27 protein-coding genes are annotated in these 24,149 nt (G+C 70.9%); 22 read left to right on the top strand and 5 right to left on the bottom strand.

The window, feature by feature from the left end; all coding sequences use genetic code 11:
- Positions 1 to 29: 29 nt before the first annotated feature.
- Complete coding sequence (locus ACZ3II_RS03970) at positions 30 to 392, bottom strand: hypothetical protein (RefSeq protein ID WP_465516101.1); 363 nt, start codon at positions 390 to 392, stop codon at positions 30 to 32.
- Between the two features lies 1 nt (position 393).
- The gene (locus ACZ3II_RS03965; RefSeq protein ID WP_465516100.1) at positions 394 to 657 is read right to left on the bottom strand and encodes a hypothetical protein; all 264 of its coding nucleotides are present in this window, start codon (positions 655 to 657) and stop codon (positions 394 to 396) included.
- A gap of 335 nt (positions 658 to 992) precedes the next feature.
- On the opposite strand from ACZ3II_RS03965, the gene folP reads away from it, so the two are divergent.
- The 8 genes from folP (at position 993) to ACZ3II_RS03925 (ending at position 6,683) form a co-directional block, all read left to right on the top strand.
- Positions 993 to 1,832: a dihydropteroate synthase gene (folP, locus tag ACZ3II_RS03960; protein WP_465516604.1), complete on the top strand. Its 840-nt coding sequence runs from the start codon at positions 993 to 995 to the stop codon at positions 1,830 to 1,832.
- A 31-nt stretch (positions 1,833 to 1,863) separates the two neighbouring features.
- A complete protein-coding gene (folB, locus tag ACZ3II_RS03955) occupies positions 1,864 to 2,226 on the top strand; it encodes a dihydroneopterin aldolase (RefSeq protein WP_465516099.1) in 363 nt (120 codons plus the stop codon).
- Positions 2,223 to 2,744 (top strand): 2-amino-4-hydroxy-6-hydroxymethyldihydropteridine diphosphokinase, encoded by a 522-nt coding sequence (folK, locus tag ACZ3II_RS03950; protein ID WP_465516098.1) that lies wholly within the window; start codon positions 2,223 to 2,225, stop codon positions 2,742 to 2,744. Before folB ends, folK begins: the two co-directional genes overlap by 4 nt.
- Positions 2,741 to 3,256: a DUF3180 domain-containing protein gene (locus ACZ3II_RS03945; protein WP_465516097.1), complete on the top strand. Its 516-nt coding sequence runs from the start codon at positions 2,741 to 2,743 to the stop codon at positions 3,254 to 3,256. The genes folK and ACZ3II_RS03945 overlap by 4 nt, the downstream gene beginning before the upstream one ends.
- 138 nt (positions 3,257 to 3,394) lie before the next feature.
- Positions 3,395 to 4,603 carry an ABC transporter permease gene (locus ACZ3II_RS03940; RefSeq protein WP_465516096.1) on the top strand — a complete coding sequence of 403 codons (1,209 nt, stop codon included), beginning with the start codon at positions 3,395 to 3,397 and terminating at the stop codon, positions 4,601 to 4,603.
- Positions 4,604 to 4,606: 3 nt separating this feature from the next.
- Complete coding sequence (locus ACZ3II_RS03935) at positions 4,607 to 4,900, top strand: hypothetical protein (RefSeq protein ID WP_465516095.1); 294 nt, start codon at positions 4,607 to 4,609, stop codon at positions 4,898 to 4,900.
- A gap of 53 nt (positions 4,901 to 4,953) precedes the next feature.
- Positions 4,954 to 5,445, top strand: a complete 492-nt coding sequence (locus ACZ3II_RS03930) for a hypothetical protein (RefSeq protein ID WP_465516094.1) — start codon at positions 4,954 to 4,956, stop codon at positions 5,443 to 5,445.
- Between the two features lie 98 nt (positions 5,446 to 5,543).
- Positions 5,544 to 6,683 (top strand): hypothetical protein, encoded by a 1,140-nt coding sequence (locus tag ACZ3II_RS03925; protein ID WP_465516093.1) that lies wholly within the window; start codon positions 5,544 to 5,546, stop codon positions 6,681 to 6,683.
- A gap of 4 nt (positions 6,684 to 6,687) precedes the next feature.
- On the opposite strand, the gene ACZ3II_RS03920 is transcribed toward ACZ3II_RS03925, so the two are convergent.
- Together ACZ3II_RS03920 and ACZ3II_RS03915 are read right to left on the bottom strand one after the other, a co-directional pair.
- Positions 6,688 to 7,812 (bottom strand): NADH-quinone oxidoreductase subunit D, encoded by a 1,125-nt coding sequence (locus tag ACZ3II_RS03920; protein WP_465516603.1) that lies wholly within the window; start codon positions 7,810 to 7,812, stop codon positions 6,688 to 6,690.
- 17 nt (positions 7,813 to 7,829) lie between these two features.
- Complete coding sequence (locus ACZ3II_RS03915; RefSeq protein ID WP_465516092.1) at positions 7,830 to 8,837, bottom strand: SAM-dependent methyltransferase; 1,008 nt, start codon at positions 8,835 to 8,837, stop codon at positions 7,830 to 7,832.
- 470 nt (positions 8,838 to 9,307) lie between these two features.
- On the opposite strand from ACZ3II_RS03915, the gene ACZ3II_RS03910 reads away from it, so the two are divergent.
- From ACZ3II_RS03910 to ACZ3II_RS03860, 11 genes are all read left to right on the top strand, one after another.
- A complete protein-coding gene (locus tag ACZ3II_RS03910) occupies positions 9,308 to 10,177 on the top strand; it encodes a Rossmann-like and DUF2520 domain-containing protein (RefSeq protein ID WP_465516602.1) in 870 nt (289 codons plus the stop codon).
- Positions 10,174 to 11,007, top strand: coding sequence for a pantoate--beta-alanine ligase (gene panC / locus ACZ3II_RS03905; RefSeq protein WP_465516091.1), 834 nt, complete (start codon positions 10,174 to 10,176; stop codon positions 11,005 to 11,007). The genes ACZ3II_RS03910 and panC overlap by 4 nt, the downstream gene beginning before the upstream one ends.
- On the top strand, positions 11,007 to 11,435 hold the full coding sequence (gene panD, locus ACZ3II_RS03900; protein ID WP_465516090.1) for an aspartate 1-decarboxylase: 429 nt from the start codon (positions 11,007 to 11,009) through the stop codon (positions 11,433 to 11,435). The genes panC and panD overlap by 1 nt, the downstream gene beginning before the upstream one ends.
- A gap of 121 nt (positions 11,436 to 11,556) precedes the next feature.
- Positions 11,557 to 12,468, top strand: coding sequence for a septum formation family protein (locus tag ACZ3II_RS03895; protein ID WP_465516089.1), 912 nt, complete (start codon positions 11,557 to 11,559; stop codon positions 12,466 to 12,468).
- A gap of 62 nt (positions 12,469 to 12,530) precedes the next feature.
- Complete coding sequence (locus ACZ3II_RS03890; RefSeq protein ID WP_465516088.1) at positions 12,531 to 14,177, top strand: L-aspartate oxidase; 1,647 nt, start codon at positions 12,531 to 12,533, stop codon at positions 14,175 to 14,177.
- Positions 14,178 to 14,236: 59 nt separating this feature from the next.
- The gene (gene nadC, locus ACZ3II_RS03885; RefSeq protein ID WP_465516601.1) at positions 14,237 to 15,094 is read left to right on the top strand and encodes a carboxylating nicotinate-nucleotide diphosphorylase; all 858 of its coding nucleotides are present in this window, start codon (positions 14,237 to 14,239) and stop codon (positions 15,092 to 15,094) included.
- Positions 15,095 to 15,156: 62 nt separating this feature from the next.
- The gene (locus tag ACZ3II_RS03880; protein WP_465516087.1) at positions 15,157 to 15,915 is read left to right on the top strand and encodes a type III pantothenate kinase; all 759 of its coding nucleotides are present in this window, start codon (positions 15,157 to 15,159) and stop codon (positions 15,913 to 15,915) included.
- A 51-nt stretch (positions 15,916 to 15,966) separates the two neighbouring features.
- Positions 15,967 to 17,475, top strand: a complete 1,509-nt coding sequence (gene lysS / locus ACZ3II_RS03875; RefSeq protein ID WP_465516086.1) for a lysine--tRNA ligase — start codon at positions 15,967 to 15,969, stop codon at positions 17,473 to 17,475.
- 96 nt (positions 17,476 to 17,571) lie between these two features.
- On the top strand, positions 17,572 to 17,928 hold the full coding sequence (locus tag ACZ3II_RS03870) for a histone-like nucleoid-structuring protein Lsr2 (protein WP_043533106.1): 357 nt from the start codon (positions 17,572 to 17,574) through the stop codon (positions 17,926 to 17,928).
- Between the two features lie 345 nt (positions 17,929 to 18,273).
- On the top strand, positions 18,274 to 20,799 hold the full coding sequence (locus ACZ3II_RS03865; protein ID WP_465516085.1) for an ATP-dependent Clp protease ATP-binding subunit: 2,526 nt from the start codon (positions 18,274 to 18,276) through the stop codon (positions 20,797 to 20,799).
- 91 nt (positions 20,800 to 20,890) lie between these two features.
- Positions 20,891 to 21,457 (top strand): DUF4291 domain-containing protein, encoded by a 567-nt coding sequence (locus ACZ3II_RS03860; RefSeq protein WP_465516084.1) that lies wholly within the window; start codon positions 20,891 to 20,893, stop codon positions 21,455 to 21,457.
- Here the strand turns inward: ACZ3II_RS03860 and ACZ3II_RS03855 are convergent.
- On the bottom strand, positions 21,434 to 22,330 hold the full coding sequence (locus tag ACZ3II_RS03855) for an HhH-GPD family protein (RefSeq protein WP_465516083.1): 897 nt from the start codon (positions 22,328 to 22,330) through the stop codon (positions 21,434 to 21,436). The two genes, ACZ3II_RS03860 and ACZ3II_RS03855, sit on opposite strands and share 24 nt — an antisense overlap.
- A gap of 20 nt (positions 22,331 to 22,350) precedes the next feature.
- On the opposite strand from ACZ3II_RS03855, the gene ACZ3II_RS03850 reads away from it, so the two are divergent.
- The 3 genes from ACZ3II_RS03850 (at position 22,351) to ACZ3II_RS03840 (ending at position 24,147) form a co-directional block, all read left to right on the top strand.
- Positions 22,351 to 22,854, top strand: coding sequence for a glycine cleavage system transcriptional repressor (locus tag ACZ3II_RS03850; protein ID WP_465516082.1), 504 nt, complete (start codon positions 22,351 to 22,353; stop codon positions 22,852 to 22,854).
- The gene (gene def / locus ACZ3II_RS03845) at positions 22,851 to 23,348 is read left to right on the top strand and encodes a peptide deformylase (protein WP_465516081.1); all 498 of its coding nucleotides are present in this window, start codon (positions 22,851 to 22,853) and stop codon (positions 23,346 to 23,348) included. The genes ACZ3II_RS03850 and def overlap by 4 nt, the downstream gene beginning before the upstream one ends.
- A gap of 82 nt (positions 23,349 to 23,430) precedes the next feature.
- The gene (locus ACZ3II_RS03840) at positions 23,431 to 24,147 is read left to right on the top strand and encodes an adhesin (protein WP_465516080.1); all 717 of its coding nucleotides are present in this window, start codon (positions 23,431 to 23,433) and stop codon (positions 24,145 to 24,147) included.
- The last annotated feature ends 2 nt before the right edge of the window (positions 24,148 to 24,149 follow it).

Here is a 24,149-nt window from a genome sequence, read left to right as displayed (position 1 = left end):
CTCGAACGCGCTGACGACCTGGCAACTGGTCATACCAACTCCTCCCGGACCCGGATGCGAGTGGCGACAAGCCGGGGATCGCGCTGTTCCACGGCGGGCTCGCGGGTGCGGCGCCAGTCGGTGAGCGCGGTGCGGATGACCACCCGGGCCGGCCGGTCCGGGTCGACATGCCGGAACACGTAGGACGTCGACACCATGGCGAGAGCGATCTCCCAGGCCGGGAACGGGTCGAAGTCGAGCGTGATCAGGTAGTGGATGGCCATGAAGAGCGGCACCAGAGCGACGAACATGCCGTACTGCGCGTACGGCAGATGCACGGGCAGGGTGTAGCCGGGCGGGCCGAGATAGACCAGGCGCGCCCGGTAGATGTCGTCGTCGGTCCGGAGCCGCATCTCAGTTGAAGATCAGGTCGATGATCGACTCGCCGACGAAGAACAGCGTCGCGGCGCCGGCGATGAACGCCAGGCCCACGATCGCGATCGCCGAGCTGGTGAGGACCTTCGAGACCTCGCCCTTGCTGGCCCGGCCGATGAAGATGACGCCGAGCACCGCGAGCAGGATCGGAGCGATGTTGCTCGCGAAGAAGGTGACGATGCCTTCGGTGTTGATCTTTCCTGCCGGCTCGGCCGCCAGGATGAGGAACTCGGTGGCGATCATCGGTAAACCTCCCGGTGCCCGTGGGGGGTACGGACACGCTGCAGTTGTGAAGCCGTACGGCAACGCCCATATGGTGCTACCTCTGACCCACTGCGTCGAGTGAGTCGTTCGGGCACTGCCATGCTCGTCTCTGCCTTCTTCGGTCACTTCATGATGCCCAGATCCGAAGAGTACGGCCCGTACTTGCGAGCAACAAGCGCCCGTTTCGTTACCCAAGGTGAAGGACTGCGTGAATCACAGTCACCATCCATCGTACGTCTGTGCTAGGCACTGCTGCCCCGTACTCTGCACCTGTGTCCAATTCGCCGACAGACGCCCAGCTCACAGGGGCTGCACTGCTTCGCCGGGATCACCCGGTGGTGGTGGGCGTCCTGAACGTCACGCCGGATTCCTTCTCTGACGGTGGTAGATACACCGACCTCGAAGCCGCGGTTCACCACGGCGCGTGTCTTTTTCGGGAAGGCGCCCACGTCATCGAGGTCGGCGGCGAGTCCACCAGGCCGGGAGCCGAACGGGTCGACGCGGAGACCGAGATCGCCCGGGTCGTGCCGGTGATCGAGCGATTGTTCGCCCAGGGCGTACCGGTCAGTATCGACACCACTCGCGCCGCGGTCGCCGAGGCGGCCCTCGCCGCCGGGGCTGTGGTGATCAACGACGTCTCCGGCGGCCTCGCCGACCCGGACATGGCACGCGTCGCCGCCGCCGCCGGGTGCCCGTGGATCCTGATGCACTGGCGCGGCCACTCCCGCGACATGCAGCGACTCGCCGTCTACGGCGACGTGGTCACCGAGGTCCGGGACGAGTTGCGGGCCCGTGCCGACGACGCGGTCGCCGCCGGGGTCGACCCCGCCATGATCGTCCTCGATCCCGGCCTCGGTTTCGCCAAGCTCGCCGAGCACAACTGGGCCCTCAGCGCCCACCTCGGCAGGCTGATCGATCTGGGCTTCCCGGTCCTCTTCGCCGCCAGCCGCAAGTCCTACCTGGGCCGGCTGCTCGCCGACGAGGACGGCACACCACGCCCGGTCGACGGCCGGGAGGCCGCCACCCTCGCCACCTCTCTACTGGCCGTCGCCTCCGGCGCCTGGGGCGTCCGGGTCCACGACGTGCGGGCGACAGCCGACGCGCTCGCGGTCTGGCGCGCCACCGGCTCACCCCGTTTCGGCCGTACGCCGTGAGCCTCCCGATCTCAGCAGGAAGGAAGAACCGATGACCGGACGCATCACCCTCACCGGCCTGCGCGCCCGTGGCCACCACGGCGTCTACGACTTCGAGCGGGAGCAGGGCCAGGACTTCGTCGTCGACGTGACCCTGGAGCTGGACCTGGGGCCGGCCGCGGCCAGCGACGACGTGACCGACACCGTCCACTACGGCGAACTCGCCGGCAGCCTGGTCGCGGTCCTCACCGGCGAACCCGTCAACCTGCTGGAACGGCTCGCCGACCGGCTCCTCGACGTCTGCCTCGCCGACGAGCGGGTCACGGCCGCCGAGGTGACGGTGCACAAACCGCAGGCCCCGATCCCGCACGAGTTCGCCGATGTGGCGGTCACCCTGCGCCGGAGCCGTTCGTGACCCGGGCGGTCCTCTCCATCGGCGGCAACCTCGGCGACCGTCTCGCGCACCTGCGCGCCGCGGTGGCACATCTGGGCGCGAGCGTCGTACACGTCTCCGGGGTCTATGAGACGCCGCCCTGGGGAGACAGCGCGCAACCGCCTTACCTCAATGCCGTGGTCCTGGTGGACGACCCCACCGCGACAGCCCGGGAATGGCTGACCCGCGCCCAGGCGTGCGAATCGGCCGAAGGCCGGGTGCGGGACCCGGAGCGCCGGTTCGGGCCGCGCACCCTGGACGTCGACGTGATCGCGGTGTGGGACGGCGATCCGGTGGTCAGCGACGATCCCGAGCTGACGCTCCCGCACCCGCGCGCCCACCTGCGCGCTTTCGTGCTGGTCCCGTGGCTCCAGGTGCAGCCGGACGCCGCGCTGCCCGGGCACGGGCCGGTCGCCGCGCTGCTCGGCACGCCCGAGGTGGCGGCCGACATCGCCGGGGTGAGCCCGCGCCCGGACCTGTCGTTAGAGTCGATGGGGTGAGCGCTGACCCTGGAAACCCGCATCCCTCGCTGCGGCCGACGAGCGCCTCGTCGCTGGTGGTGGCCGCCCTGGCGGCGGCCGCCGTGGGCTGGCTGCTGATCTCCACCAACGACCTGTTCTACCGGATCTCCCCGCTGCCGTGGACCGGCGCGGGCGTGCTGGCCGTGCTCGCCGTCGCCGAGGCGTACCTCGCGCAGAACACCAGCGCCCGCATCCAGCGCAAACCCGGCGCCCTGCCGGTGCAGCCGCTCGCCGTCGCCCGCTTCGCGGCGCTGGCCAAGGCGTCCTCTCTGGTCGGCGCGCTGTCCGGCGGCTTCTCCGCGGGCCTGCTCGTCTGGCTGCTGCTGGAGCCGACCGAGGAGGCCGCCAACGGGGTGCCGGTGGCCGGCGCCACCCTGGTCGCCGCGGCCGCGCTGATCGCCGCCGCGCTCTGGCTGGAGCGGGCCTGCCGGGTGCCCGAGCAGGACGAGCGCGAGGACGACGACTCGGGTCGTTCGAACACCCGGCGATGACCATCTGTTGATGATCATCGAAGAGACTTACGCTCTGAACTGTGGCCTTCTCTTATCCGTATGCTTTGCGACGGGCGGGCCACAGCCGGAGTAGCGTGCGCCTCGAACCGCTCGTGGAGGCGTGAGGAGGCGCGGACCATGTCGTACGACGAGACGACCGAGACCGATCCGGCCGCGTACCGGCGCCGGGTGCAGTACGACGACACCACCAGCAACACCCTCGACCAGTCGCTGCGGAACCCGGTGACCACCACCGGCGCGCTCCCGGCCGTCGACGAGGAGGGCCGCGACCGGCTCGGCATCCACCTCGGCTGGGAGGTCATGCTGCTGGTGGCCGCGGGCGTGATCGGTTTCCTGCTGTTCCGTGAGGACTCGGCGGCCCTGCAGCGCCCCGGCCTGGACACGCTGCTGGTCACCGGCGCCGCGATCGGCCTGCTCGCGCTGGCTGCCGGCCTCACCCTGCGCGCCGGCGTGCCGAACCTGGCGATCGGCCCGATCGCCCTGGCCGCCGCCCTGCACTACGCGGAGAACGGTGACGAGGGCCTGGCCCAGGCGCTCGTTCCGGCGCTGATCATCGCGGTGGCCGGTGGCCTGGCCCTCGCGGTCGTGGTGCTCCTGCTGCACGTGCCCGCCTGGGCGGCGAGCCTGGCCGGCGCGCTCGGCGTCATCGTCTACATCCAACTGCGACCAGCGCCGGTCGCGGTGCAGGGCGACTGGGACCCGACCGGCAAGGCGTTCCTGCTGTTCGGCGGGTTCGCGCTGCTCGCGGTCCTGGGCGCGGTGCTCGGCGCGGTTCCGCCGGTGCGCCGCTTCGTCGGCCGGATGCGCCCGGTCGCCGACCCGGCCCGCCGCCGGGGCGCCGTCGCCGCGGTTCCGGCGGTGCTCGCCCTGGTGTTCTCCACGGTCTTCGCCGCCGGCGCGGGCGTGCTGATCGCGGCGCAGTCGGCCGGCCCGATCGCCCCGGCCACCGGGCTGGAGTGGACCGGCATCGCGTTCGGCCTGGCGCTGCTCGGCGGCACCAGCGCGTACGGGCGGCGCGGCGGGATCTTCGGCACCCTCTTCGCGGTCGCCGCCGTGACCCTCTTCCTGCGGTACGAGGAGCTTCGCGGCCTGGACATCGCGCTGTTCGCCATCGCCGCGAGCCTGTGCGCCGCCGGCCTGGTGGTGACCCGGTTCGTCGAGTCGTACGGGAGCCCGTACACCCCCGGCGCCGACGAGGAGTGGAACGCGGCGCCGTCCACCGGCGCGAACTGGTCGCCCACCCTCCCGGAGACGTGGAACACGCCGGCCACCCCCGCGCCGCGCAGCGACCGTTGGGACGACGGCCCGTGGGGCGTCAACCGCTGATCTATGCTTTTCGGCATGACTTCGCCCAGCTTTGCCGAACTGGACGCCCTGCCCACCGAGTCGCTGCGGGAGCAGGCGTTCGCCAAGGCCCGGGCCAACCACGACGTCAAGTTCTTCTGGTCGGTGCTGCGGCACCTGCCGGACGCCGGTGACGCCGCGTCCCTCGACGGCGCGCCCCACTCGATCGGCCCGACCGTGGACGAGGCGGTCGCCCTGTGGCGCGAATTCGAGGGCCGTGACCTCGGCGTCCAGGAGCCGCTGCTGCGTGCCGCGTTCATCGATTACCTCAGCAAGTGAGCCAGTGACGCGCGTCGTTTGAGATTTCGGCCCCGCTGGGAAATCAGCGGGGCATGGCTCTCGGTAACCGATACAAATCCGCACCCGGTGCGGGCACTCTCGCCGCGCTCATACTCGTCCTCGTCTTCGGCAGCCCGTGGTACGCGGACTGGGCCCAGGACAACACCAACCCGAACTCGGCGGGCGGCTGGTGGCTGCGGCTGCTGTCCTGGCCGCGCTGGAGCTTCGACAGCAACGACTCGCTGCGTGACGTCGTCGTCGGCGACCTCAAGGCGATCCTGGTCGTCGTGCTGACGATGCTCTTCCTCTACCTGCTGCCCGGCTCGCAGCTGGCCCGGGCCCGCGGCACGATCAGCCAGTTCCTGGCCGGCTGGGCCGCGTACATCTTCGCGGGCGCCTTCGCCGCCCTGTTCGCCACCCTCTTCCTCACCAACCCGTCGCTGCTCGGCGCGTTCAACGCGGCCGGTTCCGGCGCCGGGTACGGCTTTTTCGTCGGCTGGATCGTCGGCCTGGCCTCGCTCGGCGGCTGGCGCGGCACCCGCTGACGTTTGCTGTGTGTGGATTTCGGGTGGGACGTCCCACCCGAAATCCACACACGCACAGCGGTTTTGCCGGGGACGTGCTCTCGGTAACATCTGCGCCCATGCCGGAACGGGACACCCAAGCGGGACACAGCGCGCAGCTGCTCCGCGGCCTCGTCTGGGCGGGCGTCGTGCTCGCCCCGATCGCCGCGGCTGTCGTGCTGATCGGCTCGGCCAGCTTCGCGGTGGTGCTGACAGCCGTGAGCGTGGTGCTGATCGGTGCCTCGGTGCTGATCCGCAGTGATCCGGTGCTGCTCCGGATGGACGTCGAGGACCGGGTCGCCGAAGAGGTGGAGACGCTGCGGCGGGAGCTGCGGGCGGAGTTCGCGACAGCGGCCGCCGCCCCGGAGGCGCCGCGGCCGCCGCTGCCGATGCGCAATCCGGGCGGGCGGGCTCAGGCCGGCTTCGAGCCCGATTTCGCGCCGGAGGTCCCGGCGCATCAGGAGTTCGCGTCGAACACCCAGTTCGTCACCCAGCCCGAACCGGCGGTCTACGGGGCGCAGCCGCAGTTCGAGGAGGAAACGGCACCGGGGTACGGCTACGACGACAACGGCTACCAGTACGCCGATCAGGGCGCCGGCTACGACGAGGAGTACCAGGAGCACGGCTACCAGCAGGAGGTCCCGCCGCCCACGAGAAGCGGCGGGCGGGCCTCGGTGCCCGGCATCGTCCAGCCGGTGTCGCCCGCGCAGGAACCCATGTCCGCACCGGCCGGCCGGGCGAGCGCCTCGGTGCGGCCGGCCGGCTCGGTCCCGGTGGCACGGGCCGCCGCTGCCGCCGCCGTGCCGGTCCCGGGCCAGGGCGGCCCGGTCGGCCCGCCGCCGGCCACGGCGACCGCGGCGGTCGCTCCGGTGCCCCGGCCGCGCGCCGCCGCCTCGGTGCCGCCACCGCCCGGACCCAACGGCATGATGGCCCCGCCTGCTGTCCGGGCCGCGGCGAGCGTCCGTCCCGGCGGCACCCAGTACGGCCGCCCGGAGGCTCCGGACGGCGACTTCGGAGCTTATGCGGAGAGCGCGACCACCGGGTACGCCGCGGCGCCGGCCAGTCCCGCCAACGGCTATCCCGGGGAGTACGGCGACGCGGAGAACAGCGCCGAGTACAAGGCCCGCCGCCACCGTCCCTCCGCGAACGACACCAACGTCGGCACCCTCGCGGACTTCGCGAACTACCCCGGGTACAGCGCGGCCGACGAGAACTGGTGAGCCGCTATTTGTCGATGTCCCCGACGACGAAGAACATCGAACCCAGGATCGCGATCAGGTCCGGGACCAGGCAGCCCGGGATCAGCGTGGCCAGCGCCTGCACGTTGGCGTAGGAGGCGGTCCGCAGCTTGAGCCGCCACGGCGTCTTCTCGCCCCGGGACACCAGGTAGTAGCCGTTGACCCCGAGCGGGTTCTCGGTCCAGGCGTACGTGTGCCCCTCCGGCGCCTTCACCACCTTCGGCAGGCGCACGTTGACCGGGCCGCCGGTGCGGTCCACCCGGTCCAGGCACTCGTCGATCAGATCGAGCGACACGAACACCTGCTCGAGCAGCACCTCGAAACGGGCGTGACAGTCGCCCGACGTCCGGGTCACCACGGGGACGTCGATCTGGTCGTAGAAGAGGTAGGGCTCGTCACGACGTACATCGAAATCCAGACCGCTCGCCCGGGCCACCGGACCCGATGCGCCATAGGCCGCGGCGTCAGCCGCGCTCAGCACCCCGACGCCGACCGTCCGCGCCATGAAGATGTCGTTCTTCCGGATGACGTTGTCGATGTCCGGCATCCGCCGCCGGACCGCGGCGACCGCCTGCCGGGCCCGCTTCGTCCAGCCCGCCGGGATCTCCTCCTTCAGACCGCCGACCCGGTTGAACATGTAGTGGATCCGGCCGCCGGAGACCTCCTCCATGACCGCCTGCAGCGTCTCCCGCTCCCGGAACGCGTAGAACATCGGCGTGATCGCACCGATCTCCAGCGGGTACGAGCCGAGGAACATCAGGTGGTTGAGCACCCGGTTCAGCTCGGCCAGGGCCATCCGCAGCCAGGTGGCCCGCTCCGGCACCTCGATGCCCATCAGCCGTTCGACGGCGAGGACCACGCCCAGCTCGTTGGAGAACGCGGACAGCCAGTCGTGCCGGTTCGCCAGCATGATGATCTGCCGGTAGTCGCGCACCTCGAACAGTTTCTCGGCGCCACGGTGCATGTACCCGACGATCGGCTCGCAGGCGACCACCCGCTCCCCGTCGAGGGTGAGCTTGAGCCGGAGCACGCCGTGCGTGGAGGGGTGTTGCGGCCCGATGTTGAGCACCATGTCGGCCGTGTCGAGGCCGGCGCCGGTGCCGACCGTCATCTCCCGCAGGGCATCAGTCACTGGTGCATCGTGCCACGATCGTCGAGGCCGGGCATTGTGCCGTCGTTGTCGAGGCCGATGGTGTGCCAGAGCCACCAGTGGCCGCCGAGTCCGGCCGGATCGGTCAGCTCGGCGGCGGCGCCCGCGGCCCCGAGTGCCCGCAGATACCCGGCCGGATCGGTGCGGGCCAGCTCCAGCGGTGGCCGGGAACCGTCCACACCGAGCGCTCGCAGCGCCTCGCGCTGCCGCACGATCCGGTACGGAACCCCGGCCGCGCACGCGACCGCGTCGATCGCCACGTGCGCGGTGACGTCGCAGCTGCCGTCCGGCACCGGCGGTACCTGCCGCCCGCCCCGGAACCCGGTCAACGTCCCGAAGACCGGCCGCTCCGCCTTGACGTGCCCGTAGTCCACACAGAGCGCCACACCGCGCCGCACCGCGCCGACGGCCTCCGCCCACGCCGCGTCCCGGGTCGATCCGACCTCGATCCGCTCCGCTTCCGGCCACCAACGGCTGGTCCAGAACAGATCAGCGGGGTCGGCGGCGGGGCCCAGCGTCTCGACTCCGGTGGCGCGATCCACGAGAACCTTGCGCAACCTGCCGTCCTCGTCGGTCTCGAGCACGTCGAGCGGCACATTGTCGAGCCATTCCGTCGCCACCAGCAGCCCGGTGATCTCCGGCGGCACCTCGCGCCGCCAGCGTACCGACGGCTCCAGCCCCGGCGGCCGGGCCGCGACCTCGACGGCGATCGGCCGGATCCGCCCGGCCAGCTCCCGGGGAAGCAGCGCGAGCAGTGCCGTCAGCAGTTCGCCGCGGCCCGCCCCGACATCCACCAGATCGAAGACCGCCGGATGCCCGAGCGCGGCGTCGACCCGTTCGACGAGTCGTCCCACCGCCCCGGAGAACAACGGCGACGCATGCACGCTCGTCCGAAAGTGATCAGCCGGCCCGTATGCCGTCCGGACGAAGAACCCGTCACTGCCGTACAGCCCCGCCTGCATCGCCAGCCGCCACCCGACACTCATCCGCCACCCCAAAGATCAACTTCAACCCCGCTTGCCGGGTACGCCCCCACCGCACCACACCCGCCGCCCCACCGCGCGAGGCGGCCCAGCCGTACCCCCGCCCGGTGACCGCCCCGCCATGACCTGTCTGCGCGACGGCTCGCGGTGTGGAGTGGCAGTGGCCAGGTCGCCAGCCGTACGTCAGGCGGGTTCTCCGGCTCCGATGGCCTGCCTGGGCGACGGCTCGCGGTGTGGGGTGGCGGTGGCCGGCCGCGGGCCGTACGTCAGGCCGGTTATCCGGCTTCGGTGACCTGTCTGGGCGACGGCTGGCGGTATTCGGGGGGAGGACGGCTCAGGCGGGCCGGACGGTGGCCGATCGAGAGGGAGTGCCGCACTGCCGTATCGATGGCGGTGCGGTTGTTCACACGTGGTTGCTACGAGCGTGTCAAGACGGCGCATACTGGCGCTCGACCGGTACCCCTCCACGAGGACTGGATCCACGGATGAACGCTTTGACCGTCGGTGTCGTCGGCGCCGGCCGGGTCGGTGCTGTGCTGGGCGCCGCGCTGAACGCCGCCGGCCACCGCGTGGTCGCCGCCGCCGCAGTCTCCGCCGCCTCCCGCGAGCGGGCCGCCCGCCTGCTTCCCGGCGCGGCGATCCTTCCCGCTGACGAGGTGGCCCGTGCGGCCGCCGATCTGCTGCTGCTCGCCGTTCCGGACGATCACCTGGCCACGGTGGTGGCCGGCCTGGACCGGACCGGCGCGCTCCGCTGCGGCCAGGTCGTGGCGCACACCTCAGGTGCTCACGGACTGGCCGTTCTGGGCGATGTGAACGGCATGGCCCTGCACCCCGCGATGACCTTCACCGGCGCGGACACCGACCTGGACCGGCTGCCCGGTATCGCCTGGGGGGTGACCGGCCCGGATCGCGCCTTCGCCACCCGGCTGGTGGCCGACCTGGGCGGCGTCCCGGAGTGGATCGCCGAGGAGTCCCGGCCGGTCTACCACGCGGCGCTGGCGCACGGGGCGAACCACCTGGTCACCCTGGTCAACGAGGCCGCCGACGTGTTGCGGGCGGCCGGTGTCGCCGAGCCGGGCCGAGTGCTGACCCCGCTGCTGACCGCCGCGCTGGACAACGCGTTGCGGATGGGTGACGCCGCGCTGACCGGCCCGGTCTCCCGCGGGGACGCCGGCACGGTCGGCAAGCACCTGGAGCGGATGCCGGTGGAGGCGCTGCCGACCTACCTGGCGATGGCCCGGCGTACCGCGGACCGGGCGATCGCTTCCGGCCGCCTGCGCCCGCAGGACGCCACCGCCCTGATGGACGTCCTGGCCCGCGCCGGAGTGGGGAGCACAGCGTGACGACTTTGGTTCATACCCGTGCTGATCTGGCGGCTGCGCTGGATGCCGTCGACGGGGAGATCGCCGTCGTGATGACCATGGGGGCGCTGCACGAGGGGCACCGGCAGCTGATGCGGGTGGCCCGGGAGCGGTCCGCCTTCGTGGTGGCGACGATCTTCGTGAACCCGTTGCAGTTCGGGCCGAACGAGGACTTCGAGAAGTACCCGCGGACCCTCGACGACGATCTGGCGGCCTGCCGGGCGGAGGGCGTCGACCTGGTGTTCGCGCCGGGCCGCGACGACGTCTACCTGCACGGGGCGCCGTCGATCACCATGCATCCGGGGGAGCTGGGCGGGATCCTGGAGGGCGCGAGCCGTCCCGGGCATTTCTCCGGGATGCTCACCGTGGTCGAGAAACTGCTGCTGTTGACCCGGGCGGACGTGGCGTTCTTCGGCGAGAAGGACTTCCAGCAGCTGGCGCTGATCCGCCGGATGGCGCGCGACCTGGAGTTGCCGGTCGAGATCGTGGGCGTTCCGACCGTACGGGAAAAGGATGGTCTGGCCCTGTCCAGCCGCAACCGCTATCTCTCGCCGGAGGAGCGTCTCGCCGCGCTCGCCCTGTCCCGCGCTCTGCGCGAGGGCGCCACGCACCGTGACCCCGACGCCGTCCTGGCCGCCGCTCACAAGATCCTTGCCGAGGAACCGGGGGTACGCCTCGACTACCTCGCCCTGACCGGCGCGGACCTCGGCCCCGCCCCGCAGGAGGGCCCGGCCCGCCTGCTGGTGGCCGCCCGGGTCGGCGCCACCCGCTTGATCGACAACGTTCCGCTCACCCTGCAGAGAGGCGCCTGATGCTCCGGACCATGCTCAAGTCGAAGATCCACCGGGCCACCGTGACGCAGGCCGACCTGCACTACGTCGGTTCGGTCACCGTCGACCTGGACCTGCTCGAGGCGGCCGATCTGATCCCCGGCGAGCAGGTGGCGATCGTGGACGTGACGAACGGGGCGCGCCTGGAGACCTACGTGATCCCGGGCGAGCGGGGCAGCGGCGTGATCGGCATCAACGGCGCGGCCGCGCATCTGGTGCACCCGGGCGACCTGGTCATCCTGATCTCTTATGGTCAGATGGACTCGGCCGAGGCCCGCGCCTACGAGCCGCGGATCGTGCACGTGGACGCCGACAACAAGATCATTGAGTTGGGTACGGACCCGGCCGCGGCCGCCGACGGCATGGCCGGCGACCTGGTCCGCGGCGACCTCACGCTGGCCACCCGGTAACCGTCGCACCTCACCGGCTGGCCCGTCGAGCCGCCAGCCGGTGAGGTTTCGCGATTCGCCTCCCCGGGCCGTTTTGTCGCCATATAGTCGGCGAATCGGAAACGGCTGGGAGGCACGGCTCATGCGATACCGCCGATGGGGGGCGGCTGCCGCTGTGGCCGCGCTGCTCGCGGCGGCGGGTTGCGGCAGCGGCGGGGACGTCGACGGCGACCTGACCAACGACTGGGGCGCGATGGCGCCGGCGACCGGGTTCGTCCCCGAGGCCGCCACCTGTCACCTCTCCAACTTCGCCGCCTCCGGGCCGCGCGCCACCTACGAGAAGGTGGACTGCGGGGTCGAGCACCGTACCGAGACCGTGTACGTCGGCGAGTACACCGCGCCCGCCGCGGACGCCGCCGAACCACCGGACGGCTCGTCGGCCGGGGCCCGCGCCGCCTACCGGACCTGTGACGCGAAGACCTCCGCCTACGTCGGCGGGCCGTGGCGTACCGCCCGGCTGTGGATCGGCGTCACCCACCCCTCACCGGCGGCGTGGAACGGCGGCTCCCGCTGGTTCCGCTGCGAGGTGGTGGAACTCGACTCCATCGAGGACGACGGCGCCCTGCTGCGGCGGGCCGGCAGCCTGCGCAACGTGCTCGCCGCCAAGGACTCCGGCCTGCTGCTGACCTGCTACGGCATCGAGCTCGACGACGCAGGCGCGATCTCCACCATGCCGCCGGCCCGGTGCACGGAGAAGCACAACGCCGAGTTCACCGGCGTCTGGACCGCTCCGGCGTCGGCCTCCTACCCGAAGGGCGACACGGCCTGGGAGGAGTTCCACGACGGCTGCCGTACGGTGACCGCGCGGTACGTGGGGGTGCCCGACGACGGCGACCTGCAGTACCGCACCGGGGTCGTCTCGCTGCCCGGCAACGCCGACGTCTGGACCCAGGGCGACCGCGGGGTGCGCTGTTATCTGTGGCTGGACGGGGCCGAACTGACCGGCTCGCTCAAGGGCAAGGGGACCAAGGCCCTTCCGGTCCAGTACAAGTAACCATGGCCACTGACGGTGCCCCCGCCGCGACGGAATCGTAGGGGCGGAGTGTACTGAACCACATGTCACCTCTCGCGGATCTCCCGGCGCTGCCGCGCCGGCTTGCCGCCGCCGAGCCCGGCTGGACCGAGACCACCGACGTGCTGGTCGTCGGCTCTGGCATCGCCGGCCTGACCGCGGCCCTCTACCTGCGGGAACAGGGCCTGCACGTCACCGTCGTGACCAAAGTCAACATCGACGACGGCTCCACCCGCTGGGCCCAGGGCGGCATCGCGGCGGTGCTCGACCCGCTGGACACCCCGCAGGCGCACGCGTACGACACCGAGATCGCCGGCGTCGGCCTGTGCGACCCGGCGGCGGTGCGGGTGCTCGTCGAGGAGGGCCCGGCCCGGATCCGTGAGCTGATCCGGCGGGGCGCCGAGTTCGACCGCAACCCGGACGGCTCGCTGATGCTGACCCGCGAGGGCGGGCACCGCGCCGACCGGATCGTGCACGCCGGCGGCGACGCGACCGGCGCCGAGGTGCAGCGCGCCCTGCACGAGGCGGTCCGCCGCGACCCGTGGATCCGCCTGGTGGAGCACGCGCTGGTGCTGGACCTGCTGCGGTCCGCCGACGGCCGGGCCTGCGGGATCACCCTGCACGTGCTCGGCGAGGGCTCCGAGGACGGTGTCGGCGCGGTGCTGGCCCGGGCGGTGGTGCTGGCCACCGGCGGGATGGGCCAGATCTTCTCGTCCACCACGAACCCGTCGGTCTCCACCGGCGACGGGGTGGCGCTGGCGCTGCGGGCCGGCGCCGAGGTGACCGACGTCGAGTTCGTGCAGTTCCACCCGACCTCGTTCGTCTCCGCGGGCGTCACCTCGGTGCAGCGGCCGCTGATCAGCGAGGCGTTGCGCGGCGAGGGGGCGTACCTGGTCGACGAGGCCGGCGAGCGGTTCATGGTCGGGCAGCACGAGCAGGCCGAGCTGGCGCCCCGGGACGTGGTCGCGAAGGGCATCTACCGGGTGCTGCGGGCCACCGGCGCGGACCATGTCTACCTGGACGCGCGGCACCTCGGCAAGGAGTTCCTCGAGGGCCGGTTCCCGACCATCATGGCGTCCACCCGGGCCGCCGGCGTGGACCCGGCCACCGACCTGATCCCGGTCGCGCCTGCCGCCCACTACGCCTCCGGCGGGGTCCGGACCGACCTGCGCGGCCGCACCAGCATCGACGGCCTGTACGCCTGCGGCGAGGTGGCCTGCACCGGCGTCCACGGCGCGAACCGGCTGGCCAGCAACTCCCTGCTGGAAGGCCTGGTGTTCGCCCGCCGGATCGCCGACGACATCGCCCGCGAGCTGCCGCCACAGGCCGAACCGGCCCGCACCCCGGCCGGGCCGGCCTGGGTCGTCGACCCGGCGATCCGTTCCGAGCTGCAGCGCGCGATGACCCGTGGGGCCGGTGTGCTGCGGTCGGCCGACTCGCTCGCCGGCGCCGCGAAGGAGCTGGCCCGGCTGTCCGAGCAGCGGTCCCGGCCGTACACCGCGGCCTGGGAGGTCACCAACCTGCTCACCGTCGCCGCCACGCTGGTCGCCTCGGCCGGCAGCCGCCGGGAGACGCGCGGCTGCCACTGGCGCGAGGACCACCCGACCGCGGCCGACGAGTGGCGCGGCCACCTGCTGAACGCTCTTGCCCCCGACGGTGCTCTCACTCAGGACTTCCAGGAGATGGCATGACTATTCCTGACGGTGGAACCCTTTCTCCCGGCGAGCCGCTGCCGGAGGACCGTCCCGGGGTGGCCGACCTCGGCCTGGACCTGGGCGAGGTGCAGCGGATCGTGCTGACCGCGCTCGCCGAGGACCTCGGCACCCCGGCACGTGACGTGACCAGCGAGTCCACCATCCCAGCCGCCCAGACCGACACCGCCGAGCTGGTGGCCCGGGCCGACGGCGTGGTGGCCGGTCTGGTCGTGGCCGCGGAGGTCTTCGCGGCCACCAGCGCGGGCGCGGCGACGTTCCAGGCGGTGGTCGCCGACGGCGACCGGGTGCGCCGCGGCGACGTGCTCGCCGTGATCACCGGGCCGACCCGGGCGCTGCTGACCGCCGAGCGGACCGCGCTGAACCTGATCTGCCGGATGTCCGGCGTCGCCACCCACACCCGCAAGTGGGCCGACCTGCTGGCCGGCAGCGGCGCGACGGTGCTCGACACCCGGAAGACCACACCCGGGCTGCGGATCCTGGAGAAGTACGCGGTACGGGCCGGCGGCGGCACCAACAAGCGCATGGGCCTCTACGACGTCGCCATGATCAAGGACAACCACAAGCTCGCCGCGGGCAGCATCACCGCCGCCTACGAGCTGGTCCGGCAGACCTTCCCGGACGTGGCCGTGCAGGTCGAGGTGACCACCCTGGCCGAGGCGGAGGAGGCGGTGGCGGCCGGCGCGACGTTCCTGCTCTGCGACAACATGACGCCGGAGCTGCTGGCCGAGGTGGTCCGGGTGGTCGGGGACCGGGTCGAGCTGGAGGCCACCGGCAACCTGACCCTGGAGACGGCAGCGGCCTACGCGAACACCGGTGTGGACTATCTGTCGGTGGGCGGGCTGACCCATTCGTCGCCGATTCTCGACATCGCGCTGGACCTGCGTCCCCGCTGAACGAGGGGCGGGGCGGTGGCCGTACAAAAGAGGGGTCTTGATTTTGATTCTTAGGGGCCTCCGTGCTGCTCTGTATTGACATCGGTAACACGAACACCGTGCTGGCGACCTTCGACGGCGACAAGCTGGTGCACAACTGGCGGATCAAGACCGACGCGGCCTCCACCGCCGACGAGCTGGGCCTCAAGATCCGGGGCCTGCTCGCCGGCGACGCCGTGGAGATCTCCGGGGTGGCCGCCTGCTCGACCGTGCCCGCCGCGCTGCGCAACCTGCGCACCATGCTCAAGCGCTACTACGACGACGTGCCCAGCGTCATCGTCGAGCCGGGTGTGAAGACGGGTGTGCAGCTGGCCATCGACAACCCGAAGGAGGTGGGCGCCGACCGGGTGGTCAACACGCTGGCCGCGCACTCCCTCTACGGCGGACCGTCGATCGTCGTCGACTTCGGCACCACCACCAACTTCGACCTGATCAGCGCGAAGGGCGAGTTCCTCGGCGGGGCGTTCGCGCCGGGCATCGAGATCTCCTTCGACGCGCTCGCCGCCCGCGCCGCCCAGCTGCGCAAGGTGGAGCCGACCAAGCCGCGTTCGGTGATCGGCAAGAACACCGTGGAGTGCCTGCAGGCCGGGCTCTACTTCGGGTTCGCCGGCCAGGTCGACCGGATCGTCGAGCGGATGATCGAGGAGATCGGCCCGGTCCGCGCGGTGATCGCCACCGGCGGCCTGTCCTGGCTGGTGAAGGACGAGTGCCGGACCCTCACGGCGCACGAGCCGATGATCACGCTGATCGGCCTGCGGATGGTATATGAGCGGAACGTCTGATCGGGCCTGAGTAGGCTTTCCGAGTCCCAGCACCGAGAAGGAAGTCATGCCGTGACCGAGCAGAACACGCCAGCGATCGACCCCGCCGAGGACCTTCCCGAGCAGATGCGGGTTCGCCGGTCGAAGCGGGACCGGTTGCTCGCCGAGGGCGTGCCGCCCTACCCGGTCGAGGTCCCGCGGACCGCCGAGCTCGCCGAGATCCGTTCCCGCTACGCGGATCTGCCGACCGACACCGCTTCCGGGGACACCGTCTCGGTCACCGGCCGGGTGATCTTCGTGCGCAACGGCGGCAAGCTCTGCTTCGCCACGCTGCGGGCCGGCGACGGCACCGAGCTGCAGGCGATGTTCTCGCTGGACAAGGTCGGCGAGAAGTCGCTGGCCGACTGGAAGAGCGTGGTGGACCTCGGCGACCTCGTCTCGGTGACCGGTGAGGTGATCACCAGCCGGCGTGGTGAGCTGTCGGTTCTCGCCGATTCCTGGGCGATGAGCGCGAAGGCGCTGCGGCCCCTTCCGGTCGCGCACAAGCCGCTTTCCGAGGAGACCCGGGTGCGGCAGCGTTATGTCGATCTCATCGTGCGGCCGCAGGCGCGCGACGTCGTTCGTACCCGTGCGACAGTGGTCCGCAGCATCCGTGAGTCGCTGTTCCGCCGGAATTATCTCGAGGTGGAAACGCCGATGTTGCAGTTGCTGCACGGTGGCGCCGCGGCCCGCCCGTTTGTGACGCACAGCAACGCGCTCGACATGGATCTTTATCTGCGGATCGCTCCGGAACTGTTTTTGAAGCGCGCCGTGGTCGGCGGCATCGAGCGGGTCTTCGAGATCAACCGCAACTTCCGGAATGAGGGCATGGACTCCACGCACTCTCCGGAGTTCGCCATGCTCGAGGCGTATCAGGCGTATGCCGACTACAACGTGATGCAGGCGCAGGTCCGGGACTGGATTCAGGAGGCCGCGACCGCGGTGTCCGGCTCCCATGTGGTCACCCACCAGGACGGCACCGAGATCGACCTGGGCGGCGAATGGGCCGAGATCACCCTCTTCGGCGCCGTCTCCGAGGCGCTCGGCGAGGAGGTGACCATCGACACCGATCTGGCCCAGATGCAGCGGTACGCCGAGAAGGTCCAGCTCTCCGTCGATCCCAAGTGGGGTCCCGGCAAGCTCGCCGAGGAGCTGTTCGAGCACCTGGTGACCGACAGCCTGCAGGCGCCGACCTTCGTCCGGGACTTCCCGGAGGAGACCGCCCCGCTGACCGCGCCGCACCGGACCACTCCCGGCCTGACCGAGAAGTGGGACCTCTACGTCGCCGGATTCGAGCTCGCGACCGCCTATTCCGAGTTGGTGGATCCGGTGATCCAGCGCGAGCGGTTCCACGCCCAGTCGCTGCTCGCAGCCGGTGGCGACCCCGAGGCCATGCAGCTGGACGAGGATTTCCTGCGGGCCATGGAGTACGGAATGCCGCCGTCCGGTGGCATGGGAATGGGAATCGACCGGCTGTTGATGGCGCTCACCGGCCTGGGCATTCGGGAAACGATCCTCTTCCCGTTGGTCCGGCCCGAGTAACAATTATCGACCCCTCCATTGACGGGTGATGCGCCCCTGGCGTTATTGTCTTCCCATTGCTGGGGAGAGAACCTGTGTTCGGGAGGATAACGGCGCGTGGCCAAGCAGATCATTCACAAGCTGGTCGATGACATCGATGGTGTCGACGCCGACGAGACCGTGAAGTTCGCGCTCGACGGTATTCAGTACGAGATCGACCTCTCGGAGAAGAACGCCGCGAAATTGCGGGAGGTCTTCGAGCCCTACCTGCAGGCGGGCACGAAGGTGGCCCGGGGTGGTGTGGTGGTGGGTGGCCGCGCGGCGCGCGGCCGTGGCGGCGCCACCGCTGACCGCGAGCAGAACAAGGCGATCCGCGAGTGGGCCAAGAAGTCGGGGAAGGACATCTCCGACCGCGGCCGCATCCCGCAGGAGATCGTCGACGAGTTCCATGCCAAGGGTCCCGGCCGGGCCTGATTTCCCGGTTCGACCTCGGAGAGGGCGCCCCGACTCACGTCGGTGGCGCCCTCTCCGCGTGCGGGCGGACTATGGTTATCCACAGGTGTGGACCGAGTTGTCCACAGGCTGTGGACCGCAGGATTTCGCTGTACGCGTACACGTTCGGGTGGGGGAACAGCCGCTGAGCGTGCGAAGTTGGCTAAATCAACGTTGCGGATCGTTCCGAGGGGCCGTGAGAACCCAGCGGAGCCCGTCGGCGGCGATAGAGTTACAGCACGGGCATCACCGATGCCCGTGCGCTGGCCCCGCCAGCTGTTGAGACAGGCTCAGCATTGGCGCACGGCACGTGAGGAGCACGAGGGCATGTTCGAGCGGTTCACCGACCGAGCGCGACGGGTTGTCGTCCTGGCCCAAGAAGAGGCCCGGATGCTCAACCACAATTACATCGGGACAGAGCACATCCTGCTCGGCCTGATCCACGAGGGCGAGGGTGTCGCCGCCAAGGCTCTGGAGAGCCTGGGCATCTCCCTCGAGGGGGTCCGCCAGCAGGTCGAGGAAATCATCGGCCAGGGGCAGCAGGCGCCGAGCGGGCACATCCCGTTCACGCCGCGCGCCAAGAAGGTTCTGGAGCTCTCCCTGCGGGAGGCGCTGCAGCTCGGCCACAACTACATCGGCACCGAGCACATCCTGCTCGGCCTGATCCGCGAGGGCGAGGGCGTCGCCGCCCAGGTGCTGGTCAAGCTCGGCGCCGACCTCAACCGGGTCCGCCAGCAGGTCATCCAGCTGCTCTCCGGCTACCAGGGCGGCAAGGAGACGGCCGCCGCGGGCACCGCGACCGGCGAGGCCGCGCCGTCCACGTCTCTCGTTCTCGACCAGTTCGGACGCAACCTGACGCAGGCCGCCCGCGAGGGCAAGCTCGACCCGGTCATCGGCCGGGAGAAGGAAATCGAGCGGGTCATGCAAGTGCTCTCCCGGCGCACCAAGAACAACCCGGTGCTGATCGGTGAGCCCGGCGTCGGCAAGACCGCTGTCGTCGAGGGCCTGTCGCAGTCCATCGTCAAGGGTGAGGTGCCCGAGACGCTGAAGGACAAGCAGCTGTACACGCTGGACCTGGGCGCCCTGGTCGCCGGCTCGCGTTACCGCGGTGACTTCGAGGAGCGCCTGAAGAAGGTGCTCAAGGAGATCCGCACCCGCGGCGACATCATCCTGTTCATCGACGAGATCCACACCCTGGTCGGCGCCGGCGCCGCCGAGGGCGCGATCGACGCGGCCAGCATCCTCAAGCCGATGCTCGCCCGCGGTGAACTGCAGACCATCGGCGCGACCACGCTCGACGAGTACCGCAAGCACCTGGAGAAGGACGCCGCTCTCGAGCGCCGTTTCCAGCCGATCCAGGTCGGCGAGCCGTCGCTGGCGCACACCATCGAGATCCTCAAGGGTCTGCGCGACCGTTACGAGGCGCACCACCGGATCAGCATCACCGACGCGGCTCTGGTCGCGGCCGCGACGCTGGCCGACCGGTACATCTCCGACCGGTTCCTGCCGGACAAGGCGATCGACCTGATCGACGAGGCCGGCGCACGGATGCGCATCCGCCGGATGACCGCGCCGCCGGACCTCCGTGACTTCGACGAGCGCATCGCCCAGGTGCGCCGCGACAAGGAGTCCGCGATCGACGCGCAGGACTTCGAGCGTGCCGCTCAGCTCCGCGACAAGGAGAAGACCCTGCTGGGCCAGAAGGCGCAGCGGGAGAAGGAGTGGAAGGCCGGCGACCTGGACGTCGTGTCCGAGGTCGACGACGAGCAGATCGCCGAGGTCCTGGGCAACTGGACCGGCATCCCGGTCTACAAGCTCACCGAGGAGGAGACCTCCCGCCTGCTGCGCATGGAGGACGAGCTGCACAAGCGCGTCATCGGCCAGGAGGACGCGGTGCAGGCCGTCTCCAAGGCGATCCGCCGGACCCGTGCCGGTCTGAAGGACCCGAAGCGCCCGAGCGGCTCGTTCATCTTCGCCGGCCCGTCCGGCGTCGGTAAGACCGAGCTGTCCAAGGCGCTCGCGGAGTTCCTCTTCGGCTCCGAGGACGCGCTGATCCAGCTCGACATGTCCGAGTTCCACGACCGCTACACGGTGTCTCGCCTGGTCGGTGCCCCTCCCGGCTACGTCGGTTACGACGAGGGCGGCCAGCTGACCGAGAAGGTGCGGCGCAAGCCGTTCTCCGTGGTCCTCTTCGACGAGATCGAGAAGGCCCACCCGGACGTGTTCAACACGCTCCTGCAGATCCTGGAGGACGGCCGCCTGACCGACGGTCAGGGCCGGATCGTGGACTTCAAGAACACGGTCATCATCCTCACCACCAACCTGGGCACGCGTGACGTGGCCAAGGCGGTGTCGCTGGGCTTCCAGGCCTCCGAGGCCGAGGAGTCGAGCTACGAGCGGATGAAGATCAAGGTCAATGACGAGCTGAAGCAGCACTTCCGCCCCGAGTTCCTGAACCGCATCGACGACACGATCGTCTTCCACCAGCTGCGTGAGAAGGAGATCCTCCAGATCGTCGACATCTTCACCGCCCGCATCGAGGGGCAGCTGAAGAACAAGGACATGGGCCTGGAGCTGACCGACAACGCCAAGCGTTACCTGGCGGCCAAGGGCTTCGACCCGGTCCTCGGCGCCCGGCCGCTGCGCCGGACCATCCAGCGCGAGCTGGAGGACACGCTGTCCGAGCAGATCCTCTTCAACGAGCTGCGCCCCGGCCAGATCGTCGTGGTGGACTGCGAGGGCGACCCGGCCAAGTTCGAGAAGGCGAAGCTGGTCTTCAAGGGCGCGGAGAAGGGCGTGACGGTGCCCGACGCCGTCCCGGCCGACCTCGCGGTGCCGACCACCGAGGAGTAAGCGCTTCACCGAACGGCCCGGCTGCGCGCGCGCAGCCGGGCCGTTCGCATATTCGGTCGCTTTTGCCGCGCCGCCGCTCGACCATGTGGCGATGCGACATCAGATCAGAGCGGTGTACGACGACCACACCGTCACCGTCTACCAGGCGTACCGCCCGGAGATCGCCGATCCGGCGGTGCGTGCCGGCCGGTTCGTCCCACCGTTCAAACGGGAGCGGATGACCTGGATCAAGCCGTCGTTCCTGTGGATGATGTACCGCTGCGGCTGGGCCACCAAGCCCGGTCAGGAGCGCGTCCTGGCCGTCTCGATCACCCGGGAGGGCCTGGAGTGGGTCCTCGCCAACGCGGCCCTCAGCCACTACGTGCGCGGCGTCCACCCGGACCGGGCGACCTGGCAGCGGGAGCTCAAAAGGGCGCCGGTCCGCGTCCAGTGGGACCCGGAGCGGGACCTGCGCCTGCGGGAGCTGCCGTACCGGTCGCTCCAGCTCGGCATCGGCGGCGCGGCCGTGGACCGGTACGTCGACGAGTGGATCACCGGGATCACCGACGTGACCCCGCTGGTCCGCGAGATCCGGGGCCGCCTGGACGCCGGCGACGAGGAGGGCGCCACGGCCCTCCTGCCGCCGGAGCGGCCCCTAGAGGGTCTGCACCTCCCCTGACGGCGCGTCGCCCGCCAGGACGAAATCGTCGCCGCCGAGAGGCTGCACCAGGCCGTCCTCGACCAGGCCGGCGAGAGCCCGGGCGCGCTGCACCTCGTCCTGCCAGACCAGGTCGAGCCGCTGGCGCGGAACCGGGCCGGTGGCATGCCGCAGCACCTCCAGCAGCAGCCCGCGGACCTGCCGGTCGGTGCCGGCGTACCGCTGCGGCTTGCGGCTGGGCCCGTCGGGCAGCGGCAATCCGGTCAGCCGCCAGGCGCAGACCGCATAGAACGGGCAGTCGACACATTTCGGCGCGCGGGCGGTGCACACGATCGCGCCCAGCTCCATGAACGCGATGCTGGCTCTGGCCGCACGGGCCTCGTCGTCCGGCAGCAGGGCCTCCATGGCCGTCAGGTCGGCCGCTGTCGTCGCCGGCCCGGCGTCCGGCTTGCCCTCGACAGCCCGGCACACCACCCGCCGTACGTTCGTGTCCACCACCGGATGCCGCTGCCCGTACGCGAACGTCGCCACCGCCCGCCCGGTGTACGTTCCCACCCCCGGCAGGGCGAGCAGTTGGTCCAGGTCCGAGGGCACCTGGCCGCCGTGCCGTTCCACGATCGCGACAGCGCAGGCGTGCAGCCGCATCGCCCGTCGCGGATAGCCGAGCCGTCCCCACATCCGGATCGCCTCCGACGGCGGATCGTCGGCGAGCGCGGCCGGGGTGGGCCAGCGGGTCATCCAGGAGCGCCAGGCGGGCTCCACCCGGACGACCGGGGTCTGCTGCAGCATCACCTCGCTGACCAGTACTCCCCAGGGGGTGGTGTCCGGCTGCCGCCAAGGCAGATCTCGGGCGTTCGCGGCATACCAGGTGATGGCGTCGTCTGCGAGAGTCATATCCCGTTTACTGTAAGCGGGTGCACGAGCTAGCCATCACCGTGATCGGGCCGGACCGTACCGGCATCGTGGCCGACGTCGCCGAAGCCCTGGCCGCGGTCGGCGCCAACCTGACCGACTCGACGATGACCCGGCTGCGGGGTCATTTCGCGATGACCCTGATCTGCGCCGGGCCCAGCGAGGACGAGGCGGTGCGGGCGCTGCAGCCGATCGACGGGGTGCTGGCCACGGTCCGCCCGGTCGAGCCGGAGCCGGCCGGGACATCGTCAGGCGAGCCGTACCAGGTGAGTGTCCACGGCGCGGACCGGCTCGGCATCGTCGCCGCGGTGACCCGGGTGGTCGCGGCCGTCGGCGCCAACATCACCGACCTGACCACCCGCCTGAGCGGCCCGCTCTACGTGCTGGTCGCCGAGGTCGAGGTGCCGGCCGGGACCGGGGACGAGCTGGCCGAGCGGCTCGCCGTGGCCGCCGCCGAACTGGACGTGGACGTGACGCTGCGGCGCGCCGAGCCGGAGATTCTGTGAGGAAGGTCGTCACCGCGCCCGCGAGCGTGCTCAGCAGACCCGCCGCGGAGGTCGACCCGGCCGACCCGGAGATCGTCCGGCTGGCCGGCGAGCTGGTCGCGGTGATGCGGGCGTCACCCGGATGTGTCGGCCTGGCCGCCCCGCAGGTGGGGGTGAGCGCGCGGGTCTTCTGTGTGGACGTGACCGGGCACCCGAAGGCGGTGACCACGCACGGAATGTTCGTGCTGTGCAACGCGACGATCCTGGAGGCGAGCCGGTGGCGTCCCGGGCGGGAGGGCTGCATGTCGGTGCCCGACCTGACCGGCGACGTGAAGCGGGCCGCCCGGATCGTGGTCGAAGGGCTGCGGCCCGGCACCGGTGAGAAGATCACGATCACCACCGACGCGTTCGAGGCGCGGGCCGTGCAACACGAGATCGATCATTGCGCCGGGAAACTCTTCCTCGATCGAGTGGCCGGGGCACACGCCGTCTACCAGCGGAAGATTTATCTCTAACGACGATCATGTGAGTTGGTGTCGCAGGATCGGCGCGTCGTTCACATAGCGATGGGTGTGCGGGTTTACGGTGGGCGGCATCATGCGTGCGACGGTTGGTCCCCTCCCACCCGCGGTCTACTGGCGGCGGCGTTTGGTCGTGCTGGGCGCGGTGCTGCTCGGCGTCATCGTCCTGTTCGTGTCCTGCCTTCCCGGGGGCGATCCCGATCCGAAGAAGACGTCTGCTCAGCAGACGGCTCCGGCGACGACGACCGCCGCACAGGATCCGCCGGTGTCACCGACACCGTCGTTCGAGGAGAGTGCGCCCGCCGGGGGCAACCCGTTCCCGGACCCGCAGCAGACCTCGCCCGCCGAGACCCTGCCGCCGCCGGCGAACCCCGGCGCCCCCGTGGTCGGCGCCGGTGAGGCCTGCGCGGACACCGAGATCACCGTGACGCCGATCCCGGCCACCCAGTCGCCCCAGCGCGGCACCCCACTGCGGATCCAGCTGAAGATCAAGAACGCGGGCACCCGCAGCTGCACACGTGACCTGGGCGCCAGCGCGCAGGAGCTCTACATCGAGCAGGGCGCCACCAAGTTCTGGTCGTCCGACCAGTGCAACCCCGTCAAGGGCAACCAGGTGGAGACGCTGACGGCCGGCGCCGAGCGGGTCTACGAGGTCACCTGGAACGGCCGCCAGTCCACCGCGTGCACCGCCAACGTCGCGTCCGGGCCGTTCCCGGCGGCGGGCGCCTACACGCTGCGCGGCCGCCTGGACGGCCGGCTCAGCGAAGCGGTCGGTCTGACGATCGTCGGCTGACA

Source organism: Actinoplanes sp. NPDC019969 (assembly GCF_055562375.1).
Note: the sequence above shows the minus strand (reverse complement) of the source record. Positions and strands in the feature narration are given on the sequence as shown.